At 68.2% G+C, this 23,539-nt stretch carries 18 protein-coding genes; 9 read left to right on the forward strand and 9 right to left on the reverse strand.

What is annotated here, in order from left to right:
* Positions 1-33 precede the first annotated feature (33 nt).
* Positions 34-1,680, reverse strand: a complete 1,647-nt coding sequence (locus AC1KAT_RS02040) for a 3-(methylthio)propionyl-CoA ligase (protein WP_480322266.1) — start codon at positions 1,678-1,680, stop codon at positions 34-36.
* Positions 1,681-1,854: 174 nt separating this feature from the next.
* Here AC1KAT_RS02040 and AC1KAT_RS02045 point away from each other — a divergent pair, with 174 nt between their 5' ends.
* The 5 genes from AC1KAT_RS02045 (at position 1,855) to AC1KAT_RS02065 (ending at position 5,633) form a co-directional block, all read left to right on the forward strand.
* Positions 1,855-3,354: a protein adenylyltransferase SelO gene (locus AC1KAT_RS02045; RefSeq protein ID WP_480322268.1), complete on the forward strand. Its 1,500-nt coding sequence runs from the start codon at positions 1,855-1,857 to the stop codon at positions 3,352-3,354.
* On the forward strand, positions 3,351-3,767 hold the full coding sequence (gene msrB, locus AC1KAT_RS02050) for a peptide-methionine (R)-S-oxide reductase MsrB (protein ID WP_480322270.1): 417 nt from the start codon (positions 3,351-3,353) through the stop codon (positions 3,765-3,767). The genes AC1KAT_RS02045 and msrB overlap by 4 nt, the downstream gene beginning before the upstream one ends.
* A 13-nt stretch (positions 3,768-3,780) precedes the next feature.
* A complete protein-coding gene (locus AC1KAT_RS02055) occupies positions 3,781-4,431 on the forward strand; it encodes a septation protein A (protein WP_480322272.1) in 651 nt (216 codons plus the stop codon).
* An 11-nt stretch (positions 4,432-4,442) separates the two neighbouring features.
* The gene (locus AC1KAT_RS02060; RefSeq protein WP_480322274.1) at positions 4,443-4,709 is read left to right on the forward strand and encodes a BolA family protein; all 267 of its coding nucleotides are present in this window, start codon (positions 4,443-4,445) and stop codon (positions 4,707-4,709) included.
* A 105-nt stretch (positions 4,710-4,814) separates the two neighbouring features.
* Positions 4,815-5,633: a peptidylprolyl isomerase gene (locus AC1KAT_RS02065; RefSeq protein ID WP_480322276.1), complete on the forward strand. Its 819-nt coding sequence runs from the start codon at positions 4,815-4,817 to the stop codon at positions 5,631-5,633.
* Between the two features lie 98 nt (positions 5,634-5,731).
* On the opposite strand, the gene AC1KAT_RS02070 is transcribed toward AC1KAT_RS02065, so the two are convergent.
* Entirely contained in the window at positions 5,732-6,406 is a 675-nt protein-coding gene (locus AC1KAT_RS02070) for an ABC transporter ATP-binding protein (RefSeq protein ID WP_480322278.1), read from the reverse strand.
* Between the two features lie 31 nt (positions 6,407-6,437).
* On the opposite strand from AC1KAT_RS02070, the gene AC1KAT_RS02075 reads away from it, so the two are divergent.
* Positions 6,438-7,109 (forward strand): arylesterase, encoded by a 672-nt coding sequence (locus AC1KAT_RS02075; protein ID WP_480322280.1) that lies wholly within the window; start codon positions 6,438-6,440, stop codon positions 7,107-7,109.
* 35 nt (positions 7,110-7,144) lie between these two features.
* On the opposite strand, the gene AC1KAT_RS02080 is transcribed toward AC1KAT_RS02075, so the two are convergent.
* The 3 genes from AC1KAT_RS02080 to AC1KAT_RS02090 all read right to left on the reverse strand — a co-directional run bounded on the left by AC1KAT_RS02080 (position 7,145) and on the right by AC1KAT_RS02090 (position 13,824).
* The gene (locus tag AC1KAT_RS02080) at positions 7,145-9,151 is read right to left on the reverse strand and encodes a DUF6600 domain-containing protein (protein WP_480322282.1); all 2,007 of its coding nucleotides are present in this window, start codon (positions 9,149-9,151) and stop codon (positions 7,145-7,147) included.
* 133 nt (positions 9,152-9,284) lie between these two features.
* Positions 9,285-9,824, reverse strand: a complete 540-nt coding sequence (gene def, locus AC1KAT_RS02085; RefSeq protein WP_480322284.1) for a peptide deformylase — start codon at positions 9,822-9,824, stop codon at positions 9,285-9,287.
* An 85-nt stretch (positions 9,825-9,909) separates the two neighbouring features.
* Positions 9,910-13,824 (reverse strand): P-loop domain-containing protein, encoded by a 3,915-nt coding sequence (locus AC1KAT_RS02090; protein WP_480322286.1) that lies wholly within the window; start codon positions 13,822-13,824, stop codon positions 9,910-9,912.
* Positions 13,825-13,968: 144 nt separating this feature from the next.
* On the opposite strand from AC1KAT_RS02090, the gene AC1KAT_RS02095 reads away from it, so the two are divergent.
* Positions 13,969-15,435 (forward strand): flavin monoamine oxidase family protein, encoded by a 1,467-nt coding sequence (locus tag AC1KAT_RS02095; protein WP_480322288.1) that lies wholly within the window; start codon positions 13,969-13,971, stop codon positions 15,433-15,435.
* Between the two features lie 25 nt (positions 15,436-15,460).
* Here AC1KAT_RS02095 and ligA read toward each other — a convergent pair whose 3' ends face one another.
* From ligA to smc, 4 genes are all read right to left on the reverse strand, one after another.
* A complete protein-coding gene (ligA, locus tag AC1KAT_RS02100; RefSeq protein ID WP_480322290.1) occupies positions 15,461-17,536 on the reverse strand; it encodes an NAD-dependent DNA ligase LigA in 2,076 nt (691 codons plus the stop codon).
* Positions 17,537-17,594: 58 nt separating this feature from the next.
* Positions 17,595-17,717, reverse strand: a complete 123-nt coding sequence (locus AC1KAT_RS02105) for a hypothetical protein (protein WP_480322292.1) — start codon at positions 17,715-17,717, stop codon at positions 17,595-17,597.
* An 88-nt stretch (positions 17,718-17,805) separates the two neighbouring features.
* On the reverse strand, positions 17,806-18,870 hold the full coding sequence (locus tag AC1KAT_RS02110; RefSeq protein ID WP_480322294.1) for a cell division protein FtsZ: 1,065 nt from the start codon (positions 18,868-18,870) through the stop codon (positions 17,806-17,808).
* Between the two features lie 9 nt (positions 18,871-18,879).
* Positions 18,880-22,395, reverse strand: coding sequence for a chromosome segregation protein SMC (smc, locus tag AC1KAT_RS02115; RefSeq protein WP_480322296.1), 3,516 nt, complete (start codon positions 22,393-22,395; stop codon positions 18,880-18,882).
* Positions 22,396-22,628: 233 nt separating this feature from the next.
* On the opposite strand from smc, the gene queF reads away from it, so the two are divergent.
* Both queF and AC1KAT_RS02125 read left to right on the forward strand, forming a co-directional pair.
* Positions 22,629-23,060, forward strand: a complete 432-nt coding sequence (gene queF, locus AC1KAT_RS02120; RefSeq protein ID WP_480324288.1) for a preQ(1) synthase — start codon at positions 22,629-22,631, stop codon at positions 23,058-23,060.
* A complete protein-coding gene (locus AC1KAT_RS02125; RefSeq protein ID WP_480322298.1) occupies positions 23,053-23,484 on the forward strand; it encodes an SET domain-containing protein in 432 nt (143 codons plus the stop codon). Before queF ends, AC1KAT_RS02125 begins: the two co-directional genes overlap by 8 nt.
* The last annotated feature ends 55 nt before the right edge of the window (positions 23,485-23,539 follow it).

Consider the following 23,539-nt stretch of genomic DNA (forward strand, 5'->3'; position numbering starts at 1 on the left):
CTGCCCACATTTGCGGGGGGTGCCGTTCAAATTTCAAAGGGTCGGCAAACGATGCGTTTTGAACTGTTCTCGCAGCCGAAGTTTCTGAATCTTGCCGGTCGCCGTATGAGGGATTTCACTCACGAACACCACGTCGTCGGGGATTTGCCACTTGGCGATGCGCCCGTCGAAGAACGCCAGCATCTCTTCGCGCGTGAGCGCGGCGTCGGGTTTCTTGACCACCACGAGCAGCGGCCGCTCGTCCCACTTGGGGTGGGTGCAGGCGATGGCTGCGGCCTCGTGCACCGCGGGGTGGGCCATGGCGATGTTTTCGAGGTCGATCGAGCTGATCCATTCGCCGCCTGACTTGATGACGTCCTTGCTGCGGTCGGTGATCTGCATGAAGCCATCGGCGTCGATGGTCGCGACGTCACCGGTCGGAAACCACCGCTGCCCCTCCACCTCGACCAGCGGCGAGTCGCCGTGCTGGAAGTAGCTGCCGATCACCCACGGTCCGCGCACGAGCAGGTTGCCCGAGGCCTGGCCGTCCCAAGGCAGCGGCTTGAGGTCGTCATCGGCAATCAGCATGTCGACGCCACAGATCACGCGGCCCTGCTTTTCGAGCAGACGCTGCTGCGCCTCGCGGGGCAGCCCGGCGTGCTTGACCTTGAGTTTGGACAGCGTGCCCAACGGCGACATCTCCGTCATGCCCCAGGCGTGGATCACTTCGATGCCGAATCGGTCTTCGAGCGTGTGCATCATCGACGGCGGACAGGCCGAGCCGCCGATCACGGTGCGCTTGAAGGTGCTGAACTTCAGATCGTTCGAGACCACGTGGTTGATCAACCCCAGCCACACGGTGGGCACGCCGGCGCTGAAGGTGACCTTCTCGCTCTCGAACAACTCGTAGAGCGACTTGCCGTCGAGGTGCGGCCCCGGAAACACCAGCTTCGCGCCCACCAGCGGGGCGGTGTACGGCAGCCCCCACGCGTTGACGTGGAACATCGGCACCACCGGCAGCACCGTGTCGCGCGAGGAGCAGTTCATCGCATCGGGCAGTGCCGCGGCATACGCGTGCAGCACGGTCGAGCGGTGGCTGTAGACGGCGCCCTTGGGGTGGCCGGTCGTGCCTGAGGTGTAGCAGATGCTCGATGCCGCGTTCTCGTCGAACTGCGGCCAAGCGTAGCTGCCGTCTTCGGCCTCGATCAGCTCTTCATAACAGCGCAGGTTCGGGATGCCGGTGGTCGCGGGCATGTGGGCGCGGTCGGTCATGGCCACGAAATGACGCACCGACGGCAGCTGGGCCGCGAGCTTCTCGACCAGCGGCAAGAAGGTCATGTCGAAGCACAGCACCGCGTCTTTCGCGTCGTTGATGATCCAGGCGATCTGCTCTGGAAAGAGCCGTGGATTGACGGTATGGCACACGAGCCCCGAGCCCGAGGTGCCGTAATAGATCTCGAGGTGGCGGTAGCCGTTCCAGGCCAGCGTGGCGATGCGGTCGCCGTCGATGCACCCGAGCCGGGCGAAAGCCTGGGCCGCCTTGCGCGAGCGCAGCTCGGCGTCCTTGTAGGTGTAGCGGTGGATGTCGCCTTCGACGCGCTTCGACACGATCTCGGTGTCGCTCGAATGTCGGGCCGCATGCGTGATCAGCGACGAGATCATCAGCGGCATTTGCATCATCTGGCCCATCACGCGCGACATGGCATCTCCAAGAATTGTTGCGACGCAACGATGATAGGAATCGGAACTTGCACAGACCTTGTGCGCGCTCTACGGGCTTACCCTGATGACCGGGTCTCGTTTGCGTGAACGTGCGAACAAACTGCCCAAGACCCGGTCGCGGGCGTGACACGATCCGCTGGCTACACTTTCGGAATGCCTTCTTCTCCTGTGCCCGCACGGCCGGTTCATGTGCTGGGCGAACGCTGGCCGAACCGCTTCGCGGCGCTCGGCCCCCGCTTCTTCACCGCCCTTCCCGCCCAAACCGTTCCCGACCCACACTGGGTCGCGTGGAGCGACGCCTGCGCCCACGAGCTCGGACTCGACACCGCCGGCCCACCCGACGATGCGGCGACGCTCGCCGTGCTGTCGGGCAACGCCACCGGTGCCGGCATGTCGCCGCTGGCCAGCGTGTACAGCGGCCACCAGTTCGGCGTGTGGGCCGGGCAGCTGGGCGATGGCCGCGCGCTGTGGCTGGGTGAACTTGACTCGCCCAATGGGCCGATGGAGATCCAGCTCAAGGGCTCGGGCCTCACGCCCTACTCGCGCATGGGCGATGGCCGCGCGGTGCTGCGCTCGTCGATCCGCGAATTCTTGTGCTCCGAGGCCATGGCCGCGCTGGGCGTGCCGACCACACGGGCGCTGTGCATCGTCGGCTCGTCGCTGCCGGTGCGGCGCGAGTCGATGGAGAGCGGCGCCATCGTCACGCGCGTGGCGCAGAGCTTCATCCGCTTCGGGCACTTCGAGCACTTCGCGCACACGGCGAGCGACCTCGCGGCGCTCAAGCAACTGGCCGACTTCGTCATCGACGCCTATTACCCGGCCTGCCGCGAGGCGGCGCAGCCTTACGCGGCGCTGCTCGAAGCCGTGGCCCTGCGCACCGCCGACTTGATGGCGCACTGGCAGGCCATCGGTTTCAGCCACGGCGTGATGAACACCGACAACATGTCGATCCTCGGCCTGACCATCGATTACGGCCCCTTTGGCTTTCTCGATGCATTCGACCCGGGTTTCATCTGCAACCATTCCGACCACCAGGGCCGCTACGCCTATGGCCGGCAGCCGAACGTGGGCTTCTGGAACCTGCACGCGCTGGCCCAGGCGCTTGCGCCCTTGATCGGCGACGACGACGAGGCCCTCGAAGCGCTCGAACCCTACCGCGAGCGCTTCGCCCAGTCGCTCGACGCCCACCTGCGCGCCAAGCTCGGCCTGCGCGAGGCGCGCGACGACGACCGCGCGTTGATCGACGGCCTGCTGCAACGCATGGCCGCCGATCGCTCCGACTTCACGATCACCTTCCGCCGGCTCGCGCAATTCAGCACCCAAGATGGTGCACGCAACGATGCGCTGCGCGATTTGTTCATCGACCGCGAAGCCTTCGACGCCTGGGCCGGAACCTACACGCAGCGCCTGCAGTCCGAAGCCAGCATCGACGCCGAACGCGCCGCGCGCATGAACCGAGTCAACCCGAAGTTCGTGCTGCGCAATCACCTGGCCGAGGTTGCCATCCGGCGGGCACAGCAGGGCGACTTCAGCGAAGTGGAACGACTTTTGAAAGTGCTTCAGCGCCCGTTCGACGAACAACCCACGCACGAGGCAGATGCCGAATTTCCGCCCGCCTGGGCGCAATCCATCGAGGTGTCCTGTTCATCATGAGCCACGACCACGACCCGAACCGCAAGGTTCAGCGCAGCGACGCCGAATGGCGCCAACTGCTCGACCCCATCCAGTACGAAGTGACCCGCCACGCGGCGACCGAGCGCGCCTTCACCGGCAAGTACTGGGACCACTTCGACGCCGGCCGCTACAACTGCATCGGCTGCGGCACGCCGCTGTTCGAATCGACCACCAAGTTCGACGCCGGCTGCGGCTGGCCCAGCTACTGGGCGCCGGTCAACAGCGAAGTCATCGAACGCGTCGTGGACCACAGCCACGGCATGGTGCGCGTTGAGGTGCGCTGCAACCGCTGCGGCTCGCACCTGGGCCACGTGTTCGAAGACGGACCCGACCCGACCGGCGAGCGCTATTGCATCAATTCGGCGGCGATAGACTTCGAGCCCCGCAAGTGACCCCGATTTCCAGATGAAGCTGCTGTTCGACTTTCTGCCCATCCTGCTGTTCTTCGGCACCTTCAAATATGCCGAGAACCAGAAAGACTGGGCCGCCGGCTTCGCCAGCGAGCACCTGGGTTTCATGGTGTCGGGCGGCGTGGTCGGCACCGAAGAGGCACCGGTGCTGCTGGCCACCGTGGTGGTCATCCTCGCCACGCTGGCGCAGATCGCCTTTCTGCTGGCCCGCGGCAAGAAGATCGACACCATGCTCTGGGTGAGCCTCGCGCTCGTCACCGTGCTCGGCGGCGCCACGATCTACTTTCACAGCGAGGCCTTCATCAAGTGGAAGCCCAGCGTGCTGTACTGGGTGATGGGCGGCGGCTTCTTCGTGAGCCAGTTGTTCTTCGGCAAGAACGTGCCGCGCGTGTTGATGGGCAAAGAGATCTCGCTGCCCGAGCCGGTGTGGCAGCGGCTCGGGCACGCGTGGGTGGTGTTCTTCCTGGTGATGGGCGTGCTCAACATCTACATCGCCTACAACTTTTCGACCGCCACCTGGGTGAACTTCAAGCTTTTCGGGGGTATCGGCCTGATGCTCGCGTTCATGGTCGCGCAAGGCGTCTACCTGAGCCGGCACCTGAAAGACGAAGCGCCCGCCGCCAGCGACGCGGCCAAGCTCCCCTGAGGGCCTGTGCCATGGCAGTCAGCGCACAAGAAATCGAAGCCGCGTTGCAGGCCGCGTTGACGCCTGCGGAACTCGCAGTGCAAGACGACAGTCACTTGCATGCCGGCCACGCCGGCGCTCGCGAAGGACGGCATTTCAGCGTGCGAATCGTGAGCCCGGCGTTCAACGATCTGTCACGTTTGAAGCGACATCGCCTCGTATATGATGCCCTCCACTTTTTGATCCCGCGTGGCATCCACGCGCTTGCCATCGAGGCCCGCGCGCCCGGCGAGACCTAGAAGAACAGAGCGAGACAACGAAGTCGCCACACACGATGCGGCTTCGCGCCCAGGCAACGTTTACATCCCCACCCCTTGCTGTTGAGTTTGAAAGGCCCCCCGGTCATGAAGAAGCTTTCTTTCGTCGCGCGCACCGCTTTCATCGCGGCCGCTACGTCCCTGCTGCTGCCCCTGGGCGCACATGCACAGAACATCACCACGGTGAACGGCAAGCCCGTGCCGAAGGCGCGCGCCGAAGCCCTGCTGAAGCAAGCCACGCGTGGCGGCCAGCAACAACGCAGCCCTGAACTCGAATCGCAAGTGCGCGACGAAGTCGTGCTGCGCGAGATCTTCCTGCAAGAGGCCGAGAAGCGTCGCCTGGGTTCGTCGCAAGATTACAAGGACCAGATGGAACTGGCCCGCCAGAGCATCCTGATCCGCGCGCTGTTCAAGGACCAGGAAGAAAAGAGCCCGGTCACCGACGCCGAGATCAAGGCCGAATACGAGAAGGCCAAGAACGAGTCGATGGGCAACCAGTACAAGGCCAGCCACATCCTGGTCGACAAGGAAGAAGACGCCAAGGCGCTGATCGCCCAGATCAAGGGCGGTGCCAAGTTCGAAGAACTGGCCAAGAAGAGCTCGAAGGACACCGGCTCGGCGGCCAAGGGTGGCGACCTCGACTGGGCGCGCCCGGCCGACTACGTGCCTGAGTTCTCGCAAGCCATGACCAAGCTGAAGAAGGGCGAGATGACCGAGACGCCGGTCAAGTCGCAGTTCGGCTACCACATCATCCGCCTGGACGACCAGAAGGCCGTCGACATTCCCCCGCTCGAAGAAGTGCGCGACCAGCTGCGCCAGGAACTCACCCAGCGCCGCCTGGCGAAGTTCCGCGACGACCTGAAGGCGAAGGCGAAGACCGACTACCGCTTCGCCAACGCGAACTGATCGAGCACCGCAAGGTTCAGATCAAGCAAACCAAGACAAAGGCGCCCTCCGGGGCGCCTTTGTCCTTGTGGGACCGCAGCCCCCACGCCGTGCAGCGATCAATCGACCGCGACCTTGCCGGCCTCGATGCGCAACTGCCGGTCGCACCGGCCGGCGATGCCGCGGTCGTGCGTCACGAGCACCAGCGTCGTGCCGGCTTCGCGGTTCAGGTCGAACATCAGCGACATCACCGTCTCGCCGGTGGCGAAGTCGAGGCTGCCGGTGGGCTCGTCGGCCAGCAGCACGGCCGGCTTCACCACGAAGGCGCGGGCCAGCGCCACGCGCTGCTGCTCGCCGCCCGACAGCACCTTGGGGTAGTGCGACAGGCGCTCGCCCAGGCCCACGTGGCGCAGCATCTCGGTGGCGCGCTCGCGGGCGTCGCTTCGGCCCTGCAGTTCGAGCGGCAGCATGACGTTCTCGAGCGCCGTGAGGTTGCCCAGCAGTTGAAAGCTCTGGAAGACGAACCCCAGCTTCGCAGCGCGCACCGCCGCACGGGCGTCTTCGTCGAGCGCGAAGAGGTCGGTACCGGCCAGGCGCACCGTGCCGGTGGTGGGCGTGTCGAGCCCGGCGATGATCGACAGCAACGTGCTCTTGCCCGAGCCCGAGGCGCCGACGATGGCGGCCGATTGCCGCGCGGCCAGCGTGAAACTGATCTCGTGAAGAATGGTCAGTACCCCGGTGGAGTCACCGACCTGCTTGCTGACGCGGTCGACCTCGATGATGGATTCGGACATGGATGCCTGGAACGGTGCGAAGGACGCTCGGATGAACAACGACCACATGACGCGCAGAACGCTGCTGAAGCAATGTACCTTGCTTGCCCTGGGGCTCGCTGGCGCGGGGCTGGTCAGCGTGCCGGCGCACGCGGCCTCGACCCCGGTGGTGCTCGTCGTGGGTGACAGCCTGTCGGCCGAATACGGGCTCGCACGCGGCTCGGGCTGGGTGGCCCTGCTGGAGCAGCGCCTGCAGAAAGAGCGCATCGCCGCCAAGGTGGTCAACGCCAGCATCAGCGGCGACACGACCTCAGGCGGGCGCTCGCGTCTGCCCGCGCTGCTGAAGCAGCACCAGCCGACGCACGTGCTCATCGAACTGGGCGGCAACGACGCCTTGCGCGGCCTGCCGCTCGACATGACGCGCGACAACCTGGCCGCGATGGCTCGGGCCGCGCGCGAAGCCGGCGCCCGCGTGCTGGTGCTGGGCATGCAGGTGCCACCCAACTACGGCCACAAGTACAGCGACGACTTCGCGGCACTCTTCGCCACGGTGGCCCAGAAGGAGCAGGCGGCGCTCGTGCCCTTCTTGCTGAAAGGCGTGGCCGATGCGCCGAACGCCGCCGCCTTGTTTCAGGCGGACCGCATCCACCCGCGTGAGCAGGCGCAGGCCACGATGCTCGACAACGTGTGGCCGACGCTCAAGCCGATGCTGCGCATGCGCTGAGCATCGGCCGCCCGCTCTCGCCGGCGGGCGGGTGTTCAGCGCGAGCGTTCGTCGCGCCTGAAGCCGCCACCCAAGCCCGGCGCGGGCTCGAAGCGCGGGGCGTGGCGCAGCTCGGGCGGCGCGCGGTGTTCGATGCGCGGACGTTGGCCGCCAGCCTCGTCGCCGGGCACCCGCATTGGCCGGGGTTGTGCCGGGTGCGGCGGCAGTTCGGGCGCGGGTCGCCACACCGGCGGGGCAAAGCCCGGCTGCGAGGGCAGGCCCTTCTGGGGAGGCGGCATCACCTGGACCGGCGGCGGTGCCGGCCGCGGCTCGGCATGCCCCACCGCGGGACGCCCCTGCCAGCCCGGCACCGGGCGGTCGCGCTCGCCCCGGTCGTGGTCGAAACCATCACCACGCGGCCCCCGGTCCGGCGCACGCGGCGTTTCTCGCATTGGCGGGGCATAGACGCGGGGCGGCGGTACGTCCATCTCGCGTCGGTCATCGCGTCGGTCATCGCGTCGGTCGTCCCGCCGGTCATCTCGTCGATCGTCCCGGCGGTCCCCGCGCCGGTCACGGCCGTCGTCACGCCACACCGGCGACGGCGGCGGGCGCGAGGCCTCGACGTTGCCCCCGAGGCGGGGCGACGGCACGAAAACCGTCCCTCCACGCGGGGTGTCGTTCCCGGGTCGACCACCTGGGGCTGGACGCACGGCGGGCGGCGGCTGCACCGGTGACTCGAAGCGCACGCGCCCCAGGTCGCGCAGGTCGCGTTCGGTGACACGGCCGGACACGCGCGCCCACGACGGCGCGACCGGCTCGCGGCGCTCGATCACGCTCGACGGCACGAAGGTCACGGCCTGCACGCCGCGCTGCGGCCGCGCATAGCGCCAGTGGTTGCCCGGCAGGCCCGGGTTGTTGATGACCGTGGTGATGTGGGTGTGGTTGCGGACGTGCGTGTAGTTGACGCTGCGGATGTAGCGCTCGCTGTAGCGGTAGTACGGCACGTACACCTCGCGCGGGCCGAGTGGAAACCAGCCCACCGTGGGTCCGCCGACCGTGACCGACACGCTCAGGTTCGGTCCACCAACCCACGCGACCAGCGCGGGGGCGTAAACCGGTCGCGCGACGTACCGCCCGGGTGCCCAGCTCCACACGCTGCGGTGGTAGACCCAGCGGCCATAGTGGAACGGCGCGAAGCCCCAGGGCGCGTCGTCCACCCAGGTCCAGCCCCAGGGGCGCACCCAGGCCCAGTGGCCCATGCGGTACGGCGCCCAGCCGGCGGCCACGACGTGCGGGATCCACAGCGTGCCGTACTCGGCGCTTTGCTCCCAGCGGCCGTGGCGGTCGAGGTCTTCGGCGCCGGTCATCTCGGGCGAAACGTAGCGGTGCGCCTGGCCGTTGCTCATGCCGGCTTCGGCGCCATCGGCCCAGGCCGAGAAGGTGTCGCGCTCGGGCGAGCCGACGGTGTACTGCATCTGCCCTTCGCGCCAATACTCGCCGCGCTGGTTGGCCATCACGGTGAGCGCGGCGCCCTCGCCCTGCACATGCACCTGGCCGCTGTAGGCCGTGGCTTGCGTGGTGTCGTCGTCGCGGTCGAACCGGTAGTTGCCGGCCAGTTGCGTCTGCGCCTCGCCCTCGTCGGTGGAGAGCGAGAACTCGCGGGCCGCCTCGCCGCTGCGCAGCCGCACCCCGACGCTGCCGCGTTGCAGTTGCAGGCGGATGCGGTCGTCGTCGAGCACAAGCACGGCCAGTTCGGTGTTCGAGCCCAGTCGCAACGTGGTCGAGCCGATGCGCACTTCGGTGCGGGCGCCGTCGTCGGTGCTGAGGCGGTCGCCGGTGGTCACGGGACGGTTGCGTTCTGCCTTCACCCAGTCGCCGCCCTCGGGCGTGTACAGCCAGACTTCGCCCGACACCTCGGCCAGGCGACCCACACGGCCGGGAGGGTCTTGCGCCCACGAAGCCAGGGCCAGGCCCCACAACACGAACAACAGCACGCCCATGCGGGCCCAGTGCCCACCGGGTCGGCCGGCCGGGGTGAGATGAACAGAAGTGGCGTGTGTCATGCGACAACCCTCGCGGTTTGGAATGGGCCGCTCGCCGGCGGTTCCCCCCCGCACAACGAGAGACACGCCCGGACCGCTGACGGCGGAAACGTTTCTTCGCACTTCGCCGTGCCCGGGCGGGGCGTGCGAGCCGTCAATCGTCCCCGTCGCCCGCGTCCAGTTCGGGAAAGAGCACGCTCGTGAACCCGAAACGCGAAAAGTCGCGCACCCGCATCGGGTAGAGCTTGCCGATCAGGTGGTCGCACTCGTGCTGCACGACGCGGGCGTGAAAGCCCTCGGCCTCGCGCTCGATGCGCTCGCCGCGCGGGTCGAAGCCCGTGTAGCGGATGCGCGCGAAGCGGGGGACCACGCCGCGCAAGCCGGGCACCGACAGGCAGCCTTCCCAGCCGTCTTCTTCGGTGTCGCCCAGCGGCGTGATCTGCGGGTTGATCAGCACCGTCTCGGGCACGGGCGGTGCGTCGGGGTAACGCTCGTTCTTCTTGAAGCCGAAGATCACCAAGGCCAGATCGACGCCAATCTGCGGCGCGGCGATCCCGGCCCCGTTGGCCGCCCGCATGGTGTCGAACAGGTCGCCGATCAGCGCCTGCAACTCGGGCGTGTCGAACGCGGTCACCGGCTGGGCGATGCGCAAGAGGCGCGGGTCGCCCATCTTCAGGATGTCTCGAATCGCCATGGCTGCCGTGCCCGCCGGGTTGGATGGGCGGCCAGTCTAACCAGGGCGGGTGCGCACCGGCGGCGCCCCGCCTGCCAACGGGCGCCTAGACCGAGACGCCATCGCGTGCGCGTTGCTCGATCAGCTCAAGAAACGCGTCTTCCTCCATGTCGTAGAAGCGCCGGCCCTTATGCGGCAGCAGGTAGGGCGTGGGCCGCTGGGGCATCCAGGCGTCGAGCTGTTCGGTGCCCCACCCACTGACCCGAAGCTCTCTGAAGAGGGTATGCAGGTACTCGAGCAGCCACACGTCCTTGGCATCAGCCAGCCAGTGCTGCAGGGCGCCCGCGATGCGCGGGTCGGTGAGAAGTGCCTCCTGCTCAGCCTGGGTGGCGTCCTTGACGAGCGCGGTGAGGTCGTCGATGCAGATGCCCTGCACGCGGCAGTTGCCGTGGATGCCCCAATGACCGAGCGCATCCTTGAAGTGCTCATGGTCGTCGACACAGCCCGCTGTGTAGGCCGCATCAATGCCACCGTAGACCAGGCGCCAGTGCATGGGGTCCGACTTCAACAGCCGATCGATCAGGTGCCAGCGCGGGTGGTCGCAGTGCTGCGTCTTCACGAGCTGTGACACGAGGTTGGCGACGCGCTCGGTCTCGCTCCAGCTCGGGTGCAGCATCAACAGGCGGATGAGGTCGAAGGCCTCGTCGGCAGTGGCCGGGGCATCGACCGCTTCGGCCAAGGCTTGCAGGGCGCGGGGCAACGCGGACTGGTCGTCCTGCTGCTTGGCGGCGTCTCTCACCGAATCTTTCAAGTGCCCCACGCCCACGTCGGAGCTGGACCGTTTCAAGAGCGCGCTGCGCAGGACCTTCTCGCGCAGCTGGATCGTCAGCGCATGCTGCTCGACACACGATTGCAGCAGTTCGTCACCGGGCTCCACGCGCAGCGCCTCCCCGCTGCGCGCAGCCTCCAGCACTTGGATCGCGCCCACGTCGGCGGCGAGGTTGGGCCAATGCGGTGACCAGAACGGATGGGTCCTGGACACCCAGTCGTACACCGACTCGGACTGAATGGCCAGTGACAGCAGAATTTCACCCGCCACCATGCGGTCGGTGGCCGAGGGGCTCCGCGCAAAGTCGTTCAGCCAGGAGCCCAGCTCTTCCCTGATCGGCGCCCACCACACCGCGGGTTTGCGCCGCTGGCAGATGTGCTTGATGGCATAACCCGCGATCTCGCGCTCGTCGCTGCCGGGTCGGCCACGGGTCAAGCGCGTCAGGTGCGCCAGCAGCATGCCCTTCTCTGACTCGCGCGCACCGTGCCAGGCCTGCGCGTGGGCCACACCCACGTCGCTGCGAAACACGATGTTGTTGGCGTTCTCAGGCAAGGGCCAGCGTTGCAGCCACAGCTCGTGGTGAAACTGGATCAGCACGCGGATCGCTGGCACGAAGCGGCCCGTCTCGTAGGTCTTCATCAGCACCAGGTCAACCAGGTACTCGGGCCGCAGCGCGCCCAGCCGAGCTTCGATGGCCGGGGCGGGGTGGCCCGGAGCCTCGTCGTCGAGCCTCCGAAATTCCCGGTCAATGCGGTTCAGGATGCGCGCTTCATCCAGGCGCAGCCGCTGGTCGCTGAGCTCGGTCAGCGCCGGGGCCGGCAGTGCCCCGCGGCGCTGTGCACTGAGCGCGTGCGTGAGCAGCGACAAGGCACCCGCGAGCTCACCGATGTGCAGCAGGTGGTCGACACCGTGCTGAAGCAGGTAGGGCGCGAATTCCGGCCCGGCCTGCTCGAAGGGCCGATCGGCAAGCGCCAGTCGCCGGCAACGATAGGCCAGGAACTGACGGCACCTCTCGCGGTCCACGCGGTAGTCGCCCGCTTTGGCCGCGCCGTTGCCGGCCACGCCCGCTGGCGTCGAGGGGTCGAGCCACTTCCCCAGCGTGGCATGGAAGAGCCGCAGCCGGTGCGACTCGGGATCGACGTGCAGCAACCCGCCGAGCGCGTGGGTCACCCGGTCGATCTCGCGCCGCAGCTCCCCATCGCTCTCGGGCCGGGACTCGCTCAGCGTGTCTGCCACACACTTCGCGCACAAGGCTTCGCCCGCCACCATGATCAGACCCAGCACATCCCGCACGAGCCCCCGGTCGAGGTGGGCGCGCTCGACCCGCTTGGTGAACACCAGGTCGTAGAAGCGGTCCATGCCGGTCAGTGCGCTCTTCCCGCGCAAGAACTCCTTCAGCGCCTGGGCACCCAAGCCGCCGCCTGTCACCTCGTTCATGAACGATGCGGCGACGAGAAACTTGCCGCCGCATTGCTGCGCCATGTCTTCGACGAACTCGTCGGGGCCGAGACCGGCCTCGCGCACCAAAGCCTGCAGCCGCGGCGTCTGCGCATGCGCTCGGATGAACTGGCGCAGGTCGGCTTCGTTCTCTGCCCCACCCGGCCCCGCGCCGCCGAGCGAAACGACCGAGAACGCCGGTCGCGGCCGCGAGAGCGGCCGCGTGCTGATGACCAGGCGCAGCCAAGCCGGCAGTTGGCTGATGCGCACCTCGTTGAGCAAGTCCAGCAGCGAGTGAACCCGTTCGCTGCCCGCCCGCCGCTTGCGCTCGATGCCGTCCGAGGGCTGGTCGCTTGAGTCGCCGCTGAAGCTGGCGAGTTCCTCGGATTCGTCCATCCCGTCGATCAGCACCAGCAAGGGGGTCGGTTCGAGCAGGTCCGCGCGCGGGAGGCTGCGCAGCGGACCGACCACACCCCGGTCCCAGGCGCCGACCGGATCGACGTCGGCCCGCTCCAGGGCGAGGCGCGCCACCGGGTCGCGCTCCACGGCAGCGCGGTAGGCCGGCAGCGCCTTGGCGCACTGGCCCGCAATGTTGCGAACAATGTCCGCAGGAGCCAGCGTGTACGGTTCATCGAACTGGCAAAAATGGCTCGCAAGCACCTGACGTGAGAGTTGCTCGCACAGGTGTGCCATGAAGGCGGTTTTTCCGACCCCCGGTTCGGCCTCGATGAGCAGCACCCTCTGCGCGTCGTCGCGCATCCACTGCGAGACCTGCGACAGCAGTGCGATGCGCCCGACGAAGCCGGCGTGCTTCCACTCGCGGTACTTGTCCGAGGGCAAGGGCGTGGGCCATTGGAAGGCACGGCTCTTCGCGGCGCCGTCGAGCGCCGCCCGGATCTGCTCAAGCAATTGCTGGATGTCGTCGGACCCGCTGGCCTTCTCGCCCATCGACTCCAACTGCTTGCGCACGTCGCCCAACTCGTCCAGCAGCCTCTTGAGCTGGCTCGACTGCGCATTCGTCTCGTTGGCCACGAAAGCCAGCATGGTGTTCCAGTAGGTGATCAGGCTGCCGTGCTCCTGCGGGTCATCTGACAGCACGCGGCCAAGCGCTGCGGAGAAATTCGACGCGAGCGCCTTGGCCAATTCGGTGCGGATGAGCGCAGCCCTGTCCGAGGGATGTTTCTGCTCCCCCGGGGCCAACGCGAGGTCGTAGAACGCGAGCCACCTCTGCGCCCGCTCTTCGGATGGGCCCGCACCGGCGCACAGGTCGCGCAACACCCGGATGTCCCAGTCCGGCGGAAACATCGCCTCGAGCGAGGTCGCATCGCGTCCGACCGGGTCGCACCGCGCCGCCCAGCGATCGAAGGGGCCGCGCAGACCTTCGCGCTCGAGTTCCTTCACCGATCGCATCTGCACCCACACCGGGCTTGCGTCCCCCGCGGCGGAACTGCGAAACAACCGGGTCAGCGCCTTTGCCATCGCCCGTCGCAGGTCGCTGTCGACCTGCCCGTCCAACACCTCCTCCAGGCGCCCAGCCAGGACCCCGGTCAGAATCGCCTGGATCGGCTCGGCCACCACTGCGGTCGCCCAGGCCATGACGGCGCCCGACCCGGACGTTGACGCCCACCCCTTGAAAAGTCCCGAGAGAAGAGTTCCTGCCCCCGTGAGCAGCAGGCCGACTTGCTTCTTGTTCATGACGACTCCCCTGGTTCGAGCCCGGGCCTCTGGGTCGGCATTCGCCGAGCACCGATCCAAGCCCTGAGGCAAAACTCTGCTCGACCATACTGTTCGAGCACGGCGCGACAAGTGAATCCCCTGTTTGCGCTACTCGGGCATTCAGGCCTGACCCACGCGCTCGACCTATAACGAAACTGATGAACGGTTGAACTGGTCACCCCCTTGCGCCCTGCCCCTGCCTCGCCGCCCGCACGCCTCAACGCCCGGCAGCGCCAGCTCGCCGGGCTGTACGCCGGCGACGGGCTGCCCCGCGTTTCGGGCCGCGCGCCGCGCGTGGCGGTGGTGGGGGCCGGCCTCGCGGGCCTGACAGCTGCGCACCTGCTGCACAGCGCCGGTTGCCAAACGGCCCTGTTCGAGGCCTCGGCCCGCGTGGGCGGACGCATCCGCACCGCGGCCGGCACCCGCGCACCCGGGCAGGTGTGGGAGCTCGGCGGCGAGTTCATCGACAGCCAGCACGACGACATGCACGCCCTGGCCGCGCACCTGGGGCTCGAACTGCTGGACACGCAGACACGCGACGAACGGCGCCTGGCCGTGGCCTACCACTTCGGTGGCCAGCGCTACAGCGAAGCGCAGGTCGACGCGGCCTTCGGCGAGGCCGCCGGCCGCATCGCGCGCGACGTGGCCTCACTCGGCGGGCGCCCGCGCTGGGACCGCCCGAATGCCGCCACCCGGCGGCTCGACCACCAGTCGCTCGCCGACTACCTGGCCGGGCTGCGGCTCGACGCCTGGCTGCACCGACTCATCGAGGTGGCCTACGTCACCGTGTATGGCGGCGAGGCCCACGCGCAATCGGCCCTCAACCTGCTCACGTTGATCGGCACCGACGCGAAGCAGGGCTTCGAGGTGTTTGGCGACAGCGACGAGCGCTACAAGATCAGGACCGGCAGCGCTGGCCTCACCGACGGCCTGGCCGCGGGCTTGCACGGGCACATCCACCTGCGCCGCGAGCTGGTGCGCCTGCGCCGCAACGCGCAAGACTGGGTGCTGTCACTGGCCGGCGACGGGCCCACGGTGGACGTGCCGGCCGACGCCGTGGTGATCGCCCTGCCTCTTTCGCTGCTGCGCCGGGTGGACCTGGGCGAGCTGCTGCCCCCGGCGCAGGCCCAGGCGGTGCAGCAACTGGGCTACGGCACCAACAGCAAGCTGCAACTCGGCATCGACACGCCGGTCTGGCGCGCGCAAGGGCTCGACGGCGGCAGCTACACCGACCTGCCGCTGCAAAGCAGCTGGGACGGCAGCCGGGGCCGCGACGCGCACGGCAGCGTCTTCACTTGCTACTTCGGCGGGCAGGCGGGACAGGCGCTCGCGCACGACACCGTGGAGGCACAGGCCCGCCGCCACCTGGACGGCGCCGACACGATCTTCCCGGGCCTCGCCGCAGGCTGGACAGGCGAAGCCTCGCGCACCGTGTGGGGCGACGAGCCCTTCGCCCGGGGCTCGTACACCTGCTACGCGCCGGGGCAATGGAGTGCCTTCGCCGGCGCCGAAACCCTGTCGCACCCAGATGGGCTGTACTTCGCCGGCGAACACGGTGCGACCGGTTCGCAGGGCTACATGAACGGCGCCGCGCAGACCGGGCGCCGTGCGGCGATGGCCCTCTTGCGGCGCGTGACGGGGCGCGGCTGACCGGCCACGCGGCGATCCCAACAACCTACGGCAGCATCGCGCGCAACTGCGCTTCGTCGAGGATCGCCAGGTTCAGCTCGCGGGCCTTGTCGAGTTTGCTGCCGGCTTCTTCACCGGCGACCACGTAGCTCGTCTTCTTCGACACCGAGCCCGAGACCTTGCCGCCGGCGGCTTCGATCAGGTCCTTGGCCTCGTCGCGGCTCAGCGTGGGCAGCGTGCCGGTCAGCACGAAGGTCTTGCCCAGCAGCGGGCGCGGCGAGGTGTCGGCGCTGCCGTCGTGCTCAGCCCAGGTCACGCCTTCTTGGCGAAGGCCGTTCACCACTTCGCGGTTGTGCGGCTGGTCGAAGAAGGTGCGCACGCTCTGCGCGACGATGGGGCCGACGTCGTTCACTTCGAGCAGTTGTTCGACGCTCGCGTCCATCAGGCGGTCGAGCTGGCCGAAGTGCTTGGCCAAGTCTTTGGCCGTCGTCTCGCCCACGTGGCGAATGCCGAGCGAAAAGAGAAAACGCGCAAGCGTCGTCTGCTTGCTTTTCTGAAGGCCTTCGACGAGGTTCTGCGCGCTCTTCTCGCCCATGCGCTCGAGCGCCATCAATTGCGGCACGCCGAGCTGGTACAGCGCGGGCAGCGTGGGCACAAGGCCCGCATCGACCAGTTGCTCGACCAGCTTGTCGCCCAGGCCCTCGACATCCATCGCGCGGCGGTTGGCGAAATGCAGGATGGCGTGCTTGCGCTGCGCCGCGCAGTACAGCCCGCCGGTGCAGCGCCAGTCGGCCTCGCCCTCTTCGCGCAAGATGTCGCTGCCGCACACCGGGCACTTGCCGCCCAGGCGCTTGTACAGGTCGAAGGGCTCGCCCGCATCGGCCGGGCGCTTGTCGAGCACCACGCCCACCACCTCGGGGATCACATCGCCCGCGCGGCGCACGATCACCGTGTCGCCGATGCGCACGTCTTTGCGGCGGGCTTCGTCTTCGTTGTGCAGCGTGGCGTTGCTGACCGTCGTGCCGCCGACGAACACCGGCTCCAGCTTGGCCACCGGCGTGAGCTTGCCGGTGCGGCCGACCTGGATGTCGATGTCGCGCAGCACCGTCATCTGCTCTTGCGCCGGGTACTTGTGCGCCACCGCCCAGCGCGGTTCGCGCGAGACGAAACCGAGCTTCTGTTGCAAGGCGCGGTCGTTGACCTTGTAGACCACGCCGTCGATGTCGAAGGGCAGCGCATCGCGCTTCTCGCCGACCAGCCGGTGAAAGCCGACCAGGCCCTCGGCACCGAGCAGCACCGCGCGCTCGTCCGACACCGGCAGGCCCAGCGCCGCCAGCGCGTCGAGCAGGCCACTGTGCGTAGCGGGCACGTCCCAGCCCTGCACGTCGCCGAGGCCATAGGCGAAGAAGCTCAGCGGCCGCTTGCGCGCGATGGCCGGGTCGAGCTGGCGCACCGCACCCGCCGCCGCGTTGCGCGGGTTGACGAAGGTCTTCTCGTTCTTGGCGCCCTGCGCGATCAGCTCACGCTGGCGTTCGTTGAGCGCGTCGAAGTCGTCGCGGCGCATGTAGACCTCGCCGCGCACTTCGAGCACCGGCGGCTCGGCCCCCATCAGCCGCAGCGGAATCTGCCCGATGGTGCGGATGTTCTGCGTGACGTCTTCGCCCTTCTCGCCATCGCCGCGTGTGGCGGCCTGCACCAGCACGCCGTGCTCGTAGCGCAGGTTGATCGCCAGGCCGTCGAACTTCAGCTCGGCGGCGTATTCGACCGGCGGGTCGGTCTCGGCCAGCGCCAGTTCGCGGCGCACGCGCGCATCGAAGTGCACCGCGCCCGAAGCCTCGGTGTCGGTCTCGGTGCGGATGCTCAGCATCGGCACCGCGTGCCGCACCGGCACGAAGCCATCGAGCACCTGGCCGATCACCCGTTGCGTGGGCGAGTCGGCGGTCAGCAGCGCGGGGTGCGCGGCTTCGAGTGCTTGCAGCTCTTGAAAGAGCTTGTCGTACTCGGCGTCGGGGATCTCCGGCGCGTCGAGCACGTAGTAGCGGTGGGCGTGGTGCAGCAACTGCGTGCGCAACGCGGCGGCACGCTGGGCGATGGCTTCGGGAAGGTCGGTGGTCGGCGGCATGGCGCCGCAGTGTAGGCGCGGCGCCGGCCCGATCAACCCGCCCGGTGCGCACCCGCCGTCAGAAGATCAACCACAGCAGCAGGATGACGGGGATGGGGACGCCGATGGCCCACAGAAGGATGGATTTCATGCCGGACTCCTGTTGTTGGTGAGGAGCCTTCAGCGTAGTTTTGCGGGCCATGCGCGCGTACCGGACGGCGTGCCGTTCGCGTCGGCCGTCAACGCCGCACGGGCACGTCGGAAGGCTCCGACGTGCAGGCGCGCACCGCTCAGCTGAACAGCCGCCGCGCGGCCATCGACCCGGCCGCGAGGTCGCGCGCCGCCAGCGCTTCGTAGAGCTGCCCCAGCGCATTGCCAATGGCCGCGAAGCCTTCGGGGCTGAGCGGCTGGCCGTTGTCGTCGACGATGGCCGCGTCCATGCCCAGCGACAGCGCCTGGGCGCTGGCCTGCCAGGCCACGAAGGGCTCGGCGCCCGGGTCGGTCTGCGGCACGTCGAAGCTCAGCGTCACGTCGCGCAGCGCGGCCTGGTTCGGGTCGTCGGCGAGCGCCGCCTGCGAATCGAAGCCGAGCGTCAACACCGGCGGCGCACCCTCGTCTTGAGAGGGCAGCACCAGGCGGCCCGGCAGGGCACCGGGCACGAAGCCGTGGCGCAGCGCGTGCTGGTGGATGTAGCCGACGCTCCAAGCGGCGCTGCGCGCGTGCAGGTGCACGGCGAGTTGCGCGTCGTACTGGCTGGCGAAGCCGTCGAGTTCGCGGGCGCGCGACACAACGTCGAGCATGTCGGGAAAGTCCGCCATGGCGCCGATGGCCTCGGCGAAGGCCTGCACCTTCTGAACGAACTCGCTGTACTCGATCTCGTTGATCGCGCCGTTGCGGTTGGCCAGTTGCACCCCGGCCTGGAACTCGCCGTAGCGCTGGCCGGGCTGCGGCGCTTCCCACTCGCCGGTCTCGGCGTTCAAGCCCTCGATCAAAAAGGGCTTGCTGCCCGCGCGGCGCGAATGCGGCAGGTGGCCGAGCGCCATCTCGCCCGACACGGGCGCATCGACGGTCAGCGGGGCGATCGCGTCGATCAGCGCATCGAGCTGCTGCACCGTGGGGCGGCGCATCACCACCGGCGGCACCACGAGCCTCGGCTCGCCGTCGTCGCCATCGGCGGCCTGCAGCGGGGTGTCTTCGAACACCGGTTCGCGCGCCTCGGCGGGCGGCGCCGGAGGCGGCTGCATGATGGCCGGACGGCGCGGCCCGGCCTTGCGGGCCTGCCAGGCGCCATGGGCGACAACGCCCGCGAGCACGAGGCCGCCGAGCGCGGCCAGGGCAATGGTGAGGTCGTTCATCAAAAGCCTTTACGCCGCTTCGGCCAGGCCGACCGCCGCTTCCATGTCCACCGCCACGATGCGCGAGACGCCCTGCTCTTGCATGGTCACGCCGATCAGTTGCTCGGCCATTTCCATCGCGATCTTGTTGTGGCTGATGAAGAGGAACTGCGTGCCCGCCGACATCGTCTTCACGAGCTTGGCGTAGCGCTCGGTGTTGGCGTCGTCGAGCGGCGCGTCCACTTCGTCGAGCAAGCAGAACGGCGCCGGGTTCAGCTGGAAGATCGCGAACACCAGCGCGATGGCGGTCAGCGCTTTTTCGCCGCCCGACAGCAGGTGGATGGTGCTGTTCTTCTTGCCCGGCGGTTGCGCCATCACCTGCACGCCCGCGTCAAGGATTTCGTCGCCGGTCATCACGAGCTTGGCCTGCCCGCCGCCGAAGAGGCTCGGGAACATGCGGCCGAAATGCTCGTTGACCTGGCGGAAGGTGTTGCCCAGCAGGTCGCGTGTCTCGAGGTCGATCTTGTGGATCGCGCCCTCGAGCGTCTGGATGGCTTCGTTCAGGTCGGCGTTCTGCGCGTCGAGGAAGGTCTTGCGTTCGCGCGAGGCGGTCAGCTCGTCGAGCGCCGCGAGGTTGACCGCACCGAGCGCGTTGATGTCGCGGTTGATGCGGTCGATCTCGCCCTGCAGGCCGTAGAGCTTGACGTTGTTGTCGGCAATGTTTTGCGCCAGCGCTACGAGGTCGACCTCGGCGGCGGTCAGTTGCTCCATGAACTGCGCGCCGCCCAGTTGCGCGGCCTGCTCTTCGAGCTGCAGCTTGGTGATGCGGTCGCGCAGCGGTTGCAGGCTTTGTTCGTGGGCGATGCGCTGCTCGTCGGCGCGGCGCAGGCGCAGCGTCAGGTCGTCGTACTCGCTGCGCTTGGCGCCCAGCGCCGCTTCGCGGTCGAGCTTGAGCGCCAGCGCCTCTTCGAGCCCGGCTTGCGCCGACGCGTCGTTGAACTGGGCCAACTCGCGTTGCAGCGCTTCCATCGCCTGCTCGTTGGTCGCCACCTGCTGCACCGAGGTCTCGATGCTGCGTTGCAGTTCACCGCGCCGTGCGGCCAGGGCGCGCGACGAGAACTGCGCCTCTTGGGCCTGGCGTTCGAGCGAGCGCAGCTGCTCGCGCGCATCGGCCAGCTTGCGCTCGGCGGCGATCACGCCTTCCTCGAGTTCGGCGTGGCGCTCTTGCGTGGTGGCGAGCTGCATGTCCAGCTCTTCGAAGCGCGCTTCGCCGGTGGCGCGGCGCTCGTTCAGTTCTTCGAGCTGCGCGTCGATCTCACCCAGCTCGCTGTCAAGCTGTTCGCGCCGGGCGCTGGACGCTTGGGCCTGTTGCGACAGGCGCAGCAGTTCGACCTGCAGCTGGTGCGCACGCGTCTGGGTCTCGCCGGCTTCGCGGCGGGCGGTCACGAGGCGCTGCGAGGCGTCGGTGTAGGCCGCTTCGGCGCGCACGAGGCTGCTGCGCGCCTCTTCGGCGATCAGCGCCTGCGCCTTCAACTGGCGTTCGAGGTTCTCGATCTCTTGCGCGCGGGCCAGCATGCCGGCCTGCTCCGAATCTGGCGCATAGAACGTCACCGCGAACTGGCTGATCGCGTGCCCCTCGCGGGTCATGATGACTTCACCGTGCGTGAGCTTGTCGCGCGCGGCCAGGGCTTCGTCGATGTTGGCGGCGGTGTAGACGCCTTCGAGCCAGTCGTTCAGCAGCGCCTTCAGGCCCGCATCGCCGAGCCTGAGCAAGTCGCTCAAGCGCGGCAGCGTCTGGTGCGTGTTGGCGATGGCCGCGTGCGGCGGTGTGTAGAAGGCCAGCTTCGCGGGCGGCGCGTCGGTGGCGAAGGCACGCACGGTCTCGATGCGGCCCACTTCGAGCGCGTTGATGCGCTCGCGCAGCGCCGATTCGAGCGCTGTTTCCCAACCCGATTCGATGTGGATCTTGGTCCACAGGCCTTGCAGGCCGTCGAGCCCGTGCTTGGCGAGCCAGGGCTTGAGCTTGCCTTCGGTCTGCACCTTTTCTTGCAGGGCGCGCAGCGCGTCGAGGCGAGCGCTCAGGTCGGCCTGCTTGCCGTTTTCGGCATTGACCTGCTCTTGCTTGGTGCGGCGGTCTTCGTCGAGCGCGGGCACGTGCTCGTTCAGCTCGTGCAGGCGCTCGTCGGCCACGGCCTGGGCCTCTTCGGCCACGGCGTATTGCGCTTTCAGCTCGTCGAGCCGGGCCATGTCGGGGGCCGCCAGTTGGCGGCGCTCGGCATCGAGCCGCTCGCGGCGGCCGTTGAACTGCTTGCGCTGCTCGTCGATGCTGCGGCTTTCGGCGGCCAGCACTTGGATTTGCTGCTGCACCGCGTTGACCGAGGTGCGCTGCTCGTTGGCGCGGTTCTGCGCGGCACGCACGGCGTCTTCGGCGGTCGGCAGGTTCGCGGCCTGCTCTTCGGCCTGCGCGGCGAGGATCTCGCTCTGCTCTTCGGCCGCGGCGATCTGTTCGGCGATCTGCTCCAGCTCGTCTTGCGCCGAGGCCTGGCGCTCGGCCCACTGCTCGCTCTGCGCGCGCAGCTCGATCAGCCGCTGCTCGGCGCGCTGGCGGCCTTCGACCACGTAGCGGATGCGTTCTTCGAGGCGGCTGACTTCGAGCGCCGCTTCGGCCAGCGAGCCCTGCGCGGTGTGCAGCTCGTCGCTTGCGGCGTAGTGCGCCTGGCGAATCGTCTCCAACTCGGCTTCGCCGTGGCGCAGCTCGGCGGTGCGCGCTTCGAGCGCGTTCACGGCTTCGAGCACTTCTTTCTTCACGCGCTCTTGTTCGCTGGCCGCGTCGCGGTGCTTCAAGAACCACAGCTGGTGCAGCTTCAGCGTGCCCGACTCTTGCAAGCCCCGGTACTGCGTGGCGACCTCGGCCTGCTTTTCGAGCTTTTCGAGGTTGTTGTTCAGCTCACGCAGGATGTCTTCGACGCGGGTCAGGTTCTCGCGCGTGTCTTTCAGCCGGTTTTCGGTTTCGCGGCGGCGCTCTTTGTACTTGGACACGCCGGCCGCTTCTTCGAGAAAGAGGCGCAGCTCTTCGGGCTTGCTCTCGATGATCCGGCTGATGGTGCCCTGGCCGATGATCGCGTAGGCGCGCGGGCCGAGGCCGGTGCCGAGGAAGACGTCTTGCACGTCGCGGCGGCGCACCGGCTGGTTGTTGATGAAGTAGCTGCTGGTGCCGTCGCGCGTCAGCACGCGCTTCACGGCGATCTCGGTGAACTGGTTCCACTGGCCGCCGGCGCGCGCGTCTTCGTTGCTGAACACCAGCTCGACGCTGGCGCGGCTGGCGCCCTTGCGGTTGCCCGAGCCCGCGAAGATCACGTCTTGCATCGACTCGCCGCGCAGTTCGCTGGCCTTCGACTCGCCGAGCACCCAGCGCACGGCGTCCATGATGTTCGACTTGCCGCAGCCATTGGGCCCCACCACGCCGACCAACTGGCCCGGCAACTGGAAATGCGTGGGCTCGGCAAAGGACTTGAAGCCCGAGAGCTTGATGGAGTTCAGACGCATGGGGGAGCGACCTTCAAGGCACCACCCGAAGCCAGGTTCGGGCGCACCTAAGTGCTTGATTCGATTGACGAAACCAGCACTTGCAGCCAGCTTCGGCGAGGCGGGATGATAGCATCGCGCCCCTTCGCAAAACCCCGCTCCGACGCCCCCTCGCCATGGCCAAGTCCGCCCCCAAGACCGCACCGAAACGCGCCGCAGCGCCCGCCTCGCCCGCCGCGCGCAAGGAACGCCCGATGCCCGTCAACCCGCCCACGGCGCCGAGCAAAGAGCTGCACGTCTTCGACAACCCCACGCCGAAGCGCGACTACGTCATCCAGTTCCAGATCCCTGAGTTCACCTGCCACTGCCCGCTGACCGGCCAGCCCGACTTCGCGCACTTCACCATCGACATGATTTGCGACGAGCTGTGCATCGAGCTCAAGAGCCTGAAGATGTACATGTGGAGCTACCGCAACGAGGGCGCCTTCCACGAGAAGGTGACCAACACCATCCTCGACGACATCGTGAAGGCCACGAACCCGCGCTTCGCCCGCATCACCGCCAAGTGGTACGTGCGCGGCGGCATCTACACCAACGTGGTCGCCGAACACCGCAAGAAGGGCTGGAAGCCGCAGCCGGTGGTCGATCTGCCGAAGCACAACGCCGAGGGCGGCCTGCTTGGCTGAGGGCCCGCAAAGCCGCCCGGCGTACCAGAAGTACGCGGTGACGGCCGCGCCCAGTGCCATCGACGGCATGGGCGCCTTCGCGGGCGAGGCCATCGCGGCCCGCCGCAAGATCGGCGAAGCGCGTGGCGAGGCGATCAGCGTCGAAGACGCCCGCATCCGCGCGACGCGGCACGAGCGGGTGATGCTGGTCGAGGTGTCGCCCACCGAGGCCATCGACCTGCGCAAGGGCGTTGACGCGCTGCGCTTCGCCAACCACCGCTGCACGCCGAACGCGCGCTTCCAGATCCGCCAGGGGCGGGTCGAGTTCTACGCGCTGCGCGACATCGCGCCCGGCGAAGAGATCACGGTGGACTACCGCTCGACGCATCACGAAGGCGCGCGCCCTTGCACCTGCGGGGCGCCGGGCTGCCGCGGGTTCATCTGAATGCCAGCGAGGGGTCACGACCGCGTCACGCGGGCTTTCTAGCGTCACGGGTCTC

It is taken from the genome of Piscinibacter sp. PDB5-1 (assembly GCF_056676035.1).

Coding starts and splice junctions, on each gene's coding strand:
- AC1KAT_RS02040 (WP_480322266.1), bottom strand. CDS start 1,680: ATGTCGCGCGTGATGGGCCAGATGATGCAAATGCCGCTGATGATCTCG.
- AC1KAT_RS02045 (WP_480322268.1), top strand. CDS start 1,855: ATGCCTTCTTCTCCTGTGCCCGCACGGCCGGTTCATGTGCTGGGCGAA.
- msrB (WP_480322270.1), top strand. CDS start 3,351: ATGAGCCACGACCACGACCCGAACCGCAAGGTTCAGCGCAGCGACGCC.
- AC1KAT_RS02055 (WP_480322272.1), top strand. CDS start 3,781: ATGAAGCTGCTGTTCGACTTTCTGCCCATCCTGCTGTTCTTCGGCACC.
- AC1KAT_RS02060 (WP_480322274.1), top strand. CDS start 4,443: ATGGCAGTCAGCGCACAAGAAATCGAAGCCGCGTTGCAGGCCGCGTTG.
- AC1KAT_RS02065 (WP_480322276.1), top strand. CDS start 4,815: ATGAAGAAGCTTTCTTTCGTCGCGCGCACCGCTTTCATCGCGGCCGCT.
- AC1KAT_RS02070 (WP_480322278.1), bottom strand. CDS start 6,406: ATGTCCGAATCCATCATCGAGGTCGACCGCGTCAGCAAGCAGGTCGGT.
- AC1KAT_RS02075 (WP_480322280.1), top strand. CDS start 6,438: ATGAACAACGACCACATGACGCGCAGAACGCTGCTGAAGCAATGTACC.
- AC1KAT_RS02080 (WP_480322282.1), bottom strand. CDS start 9,151: ATGACACACGCCACTTCTGTTCATCTCACCCCGGCCGGCCGACCCGGT.
- def (WP_480322284.1), bottom strand. CDS start 9,824: ATGGCGATTCGAGACATCCTGAAGATGGGCGACCCGCGCCTCTTGCGC.
- ligA (WP_480322290.1), bottom strand. CDS start 17,536: ATGCCGCCGACCACCGACCTTCCCGAAGCCATCGCCCAGCGTGCCGCC.
- AC1KAT_RS02105 (WP_480322292.1), bottom strand. CDS start 17,717: ATGGCCCGCAAAACTACGCTGAAGGCTCCTCACCAACAACAGGAGTCC.
- AC1KAT_RS02110 (WP_480322294.1), bottom strand. CDS start 18,870: ATGAACGACCTCACCATTGCCCTGGCCGCGCTCGGCGGCCTCGTGCTC.
- smc (WP_480322296.1), bottom strand. CDS start 22,395: ATGCGTCTGAACTCCATCAAGCTCTCGGGCTTCAAGTCCTTTGCCGAG.
- queF (WP_480324288.1), top strand. CDS start 22,629: ATGCCCGTCAACCCGCCCACGGCGCCGAGCAAAGAGCTGCACGTCTTC.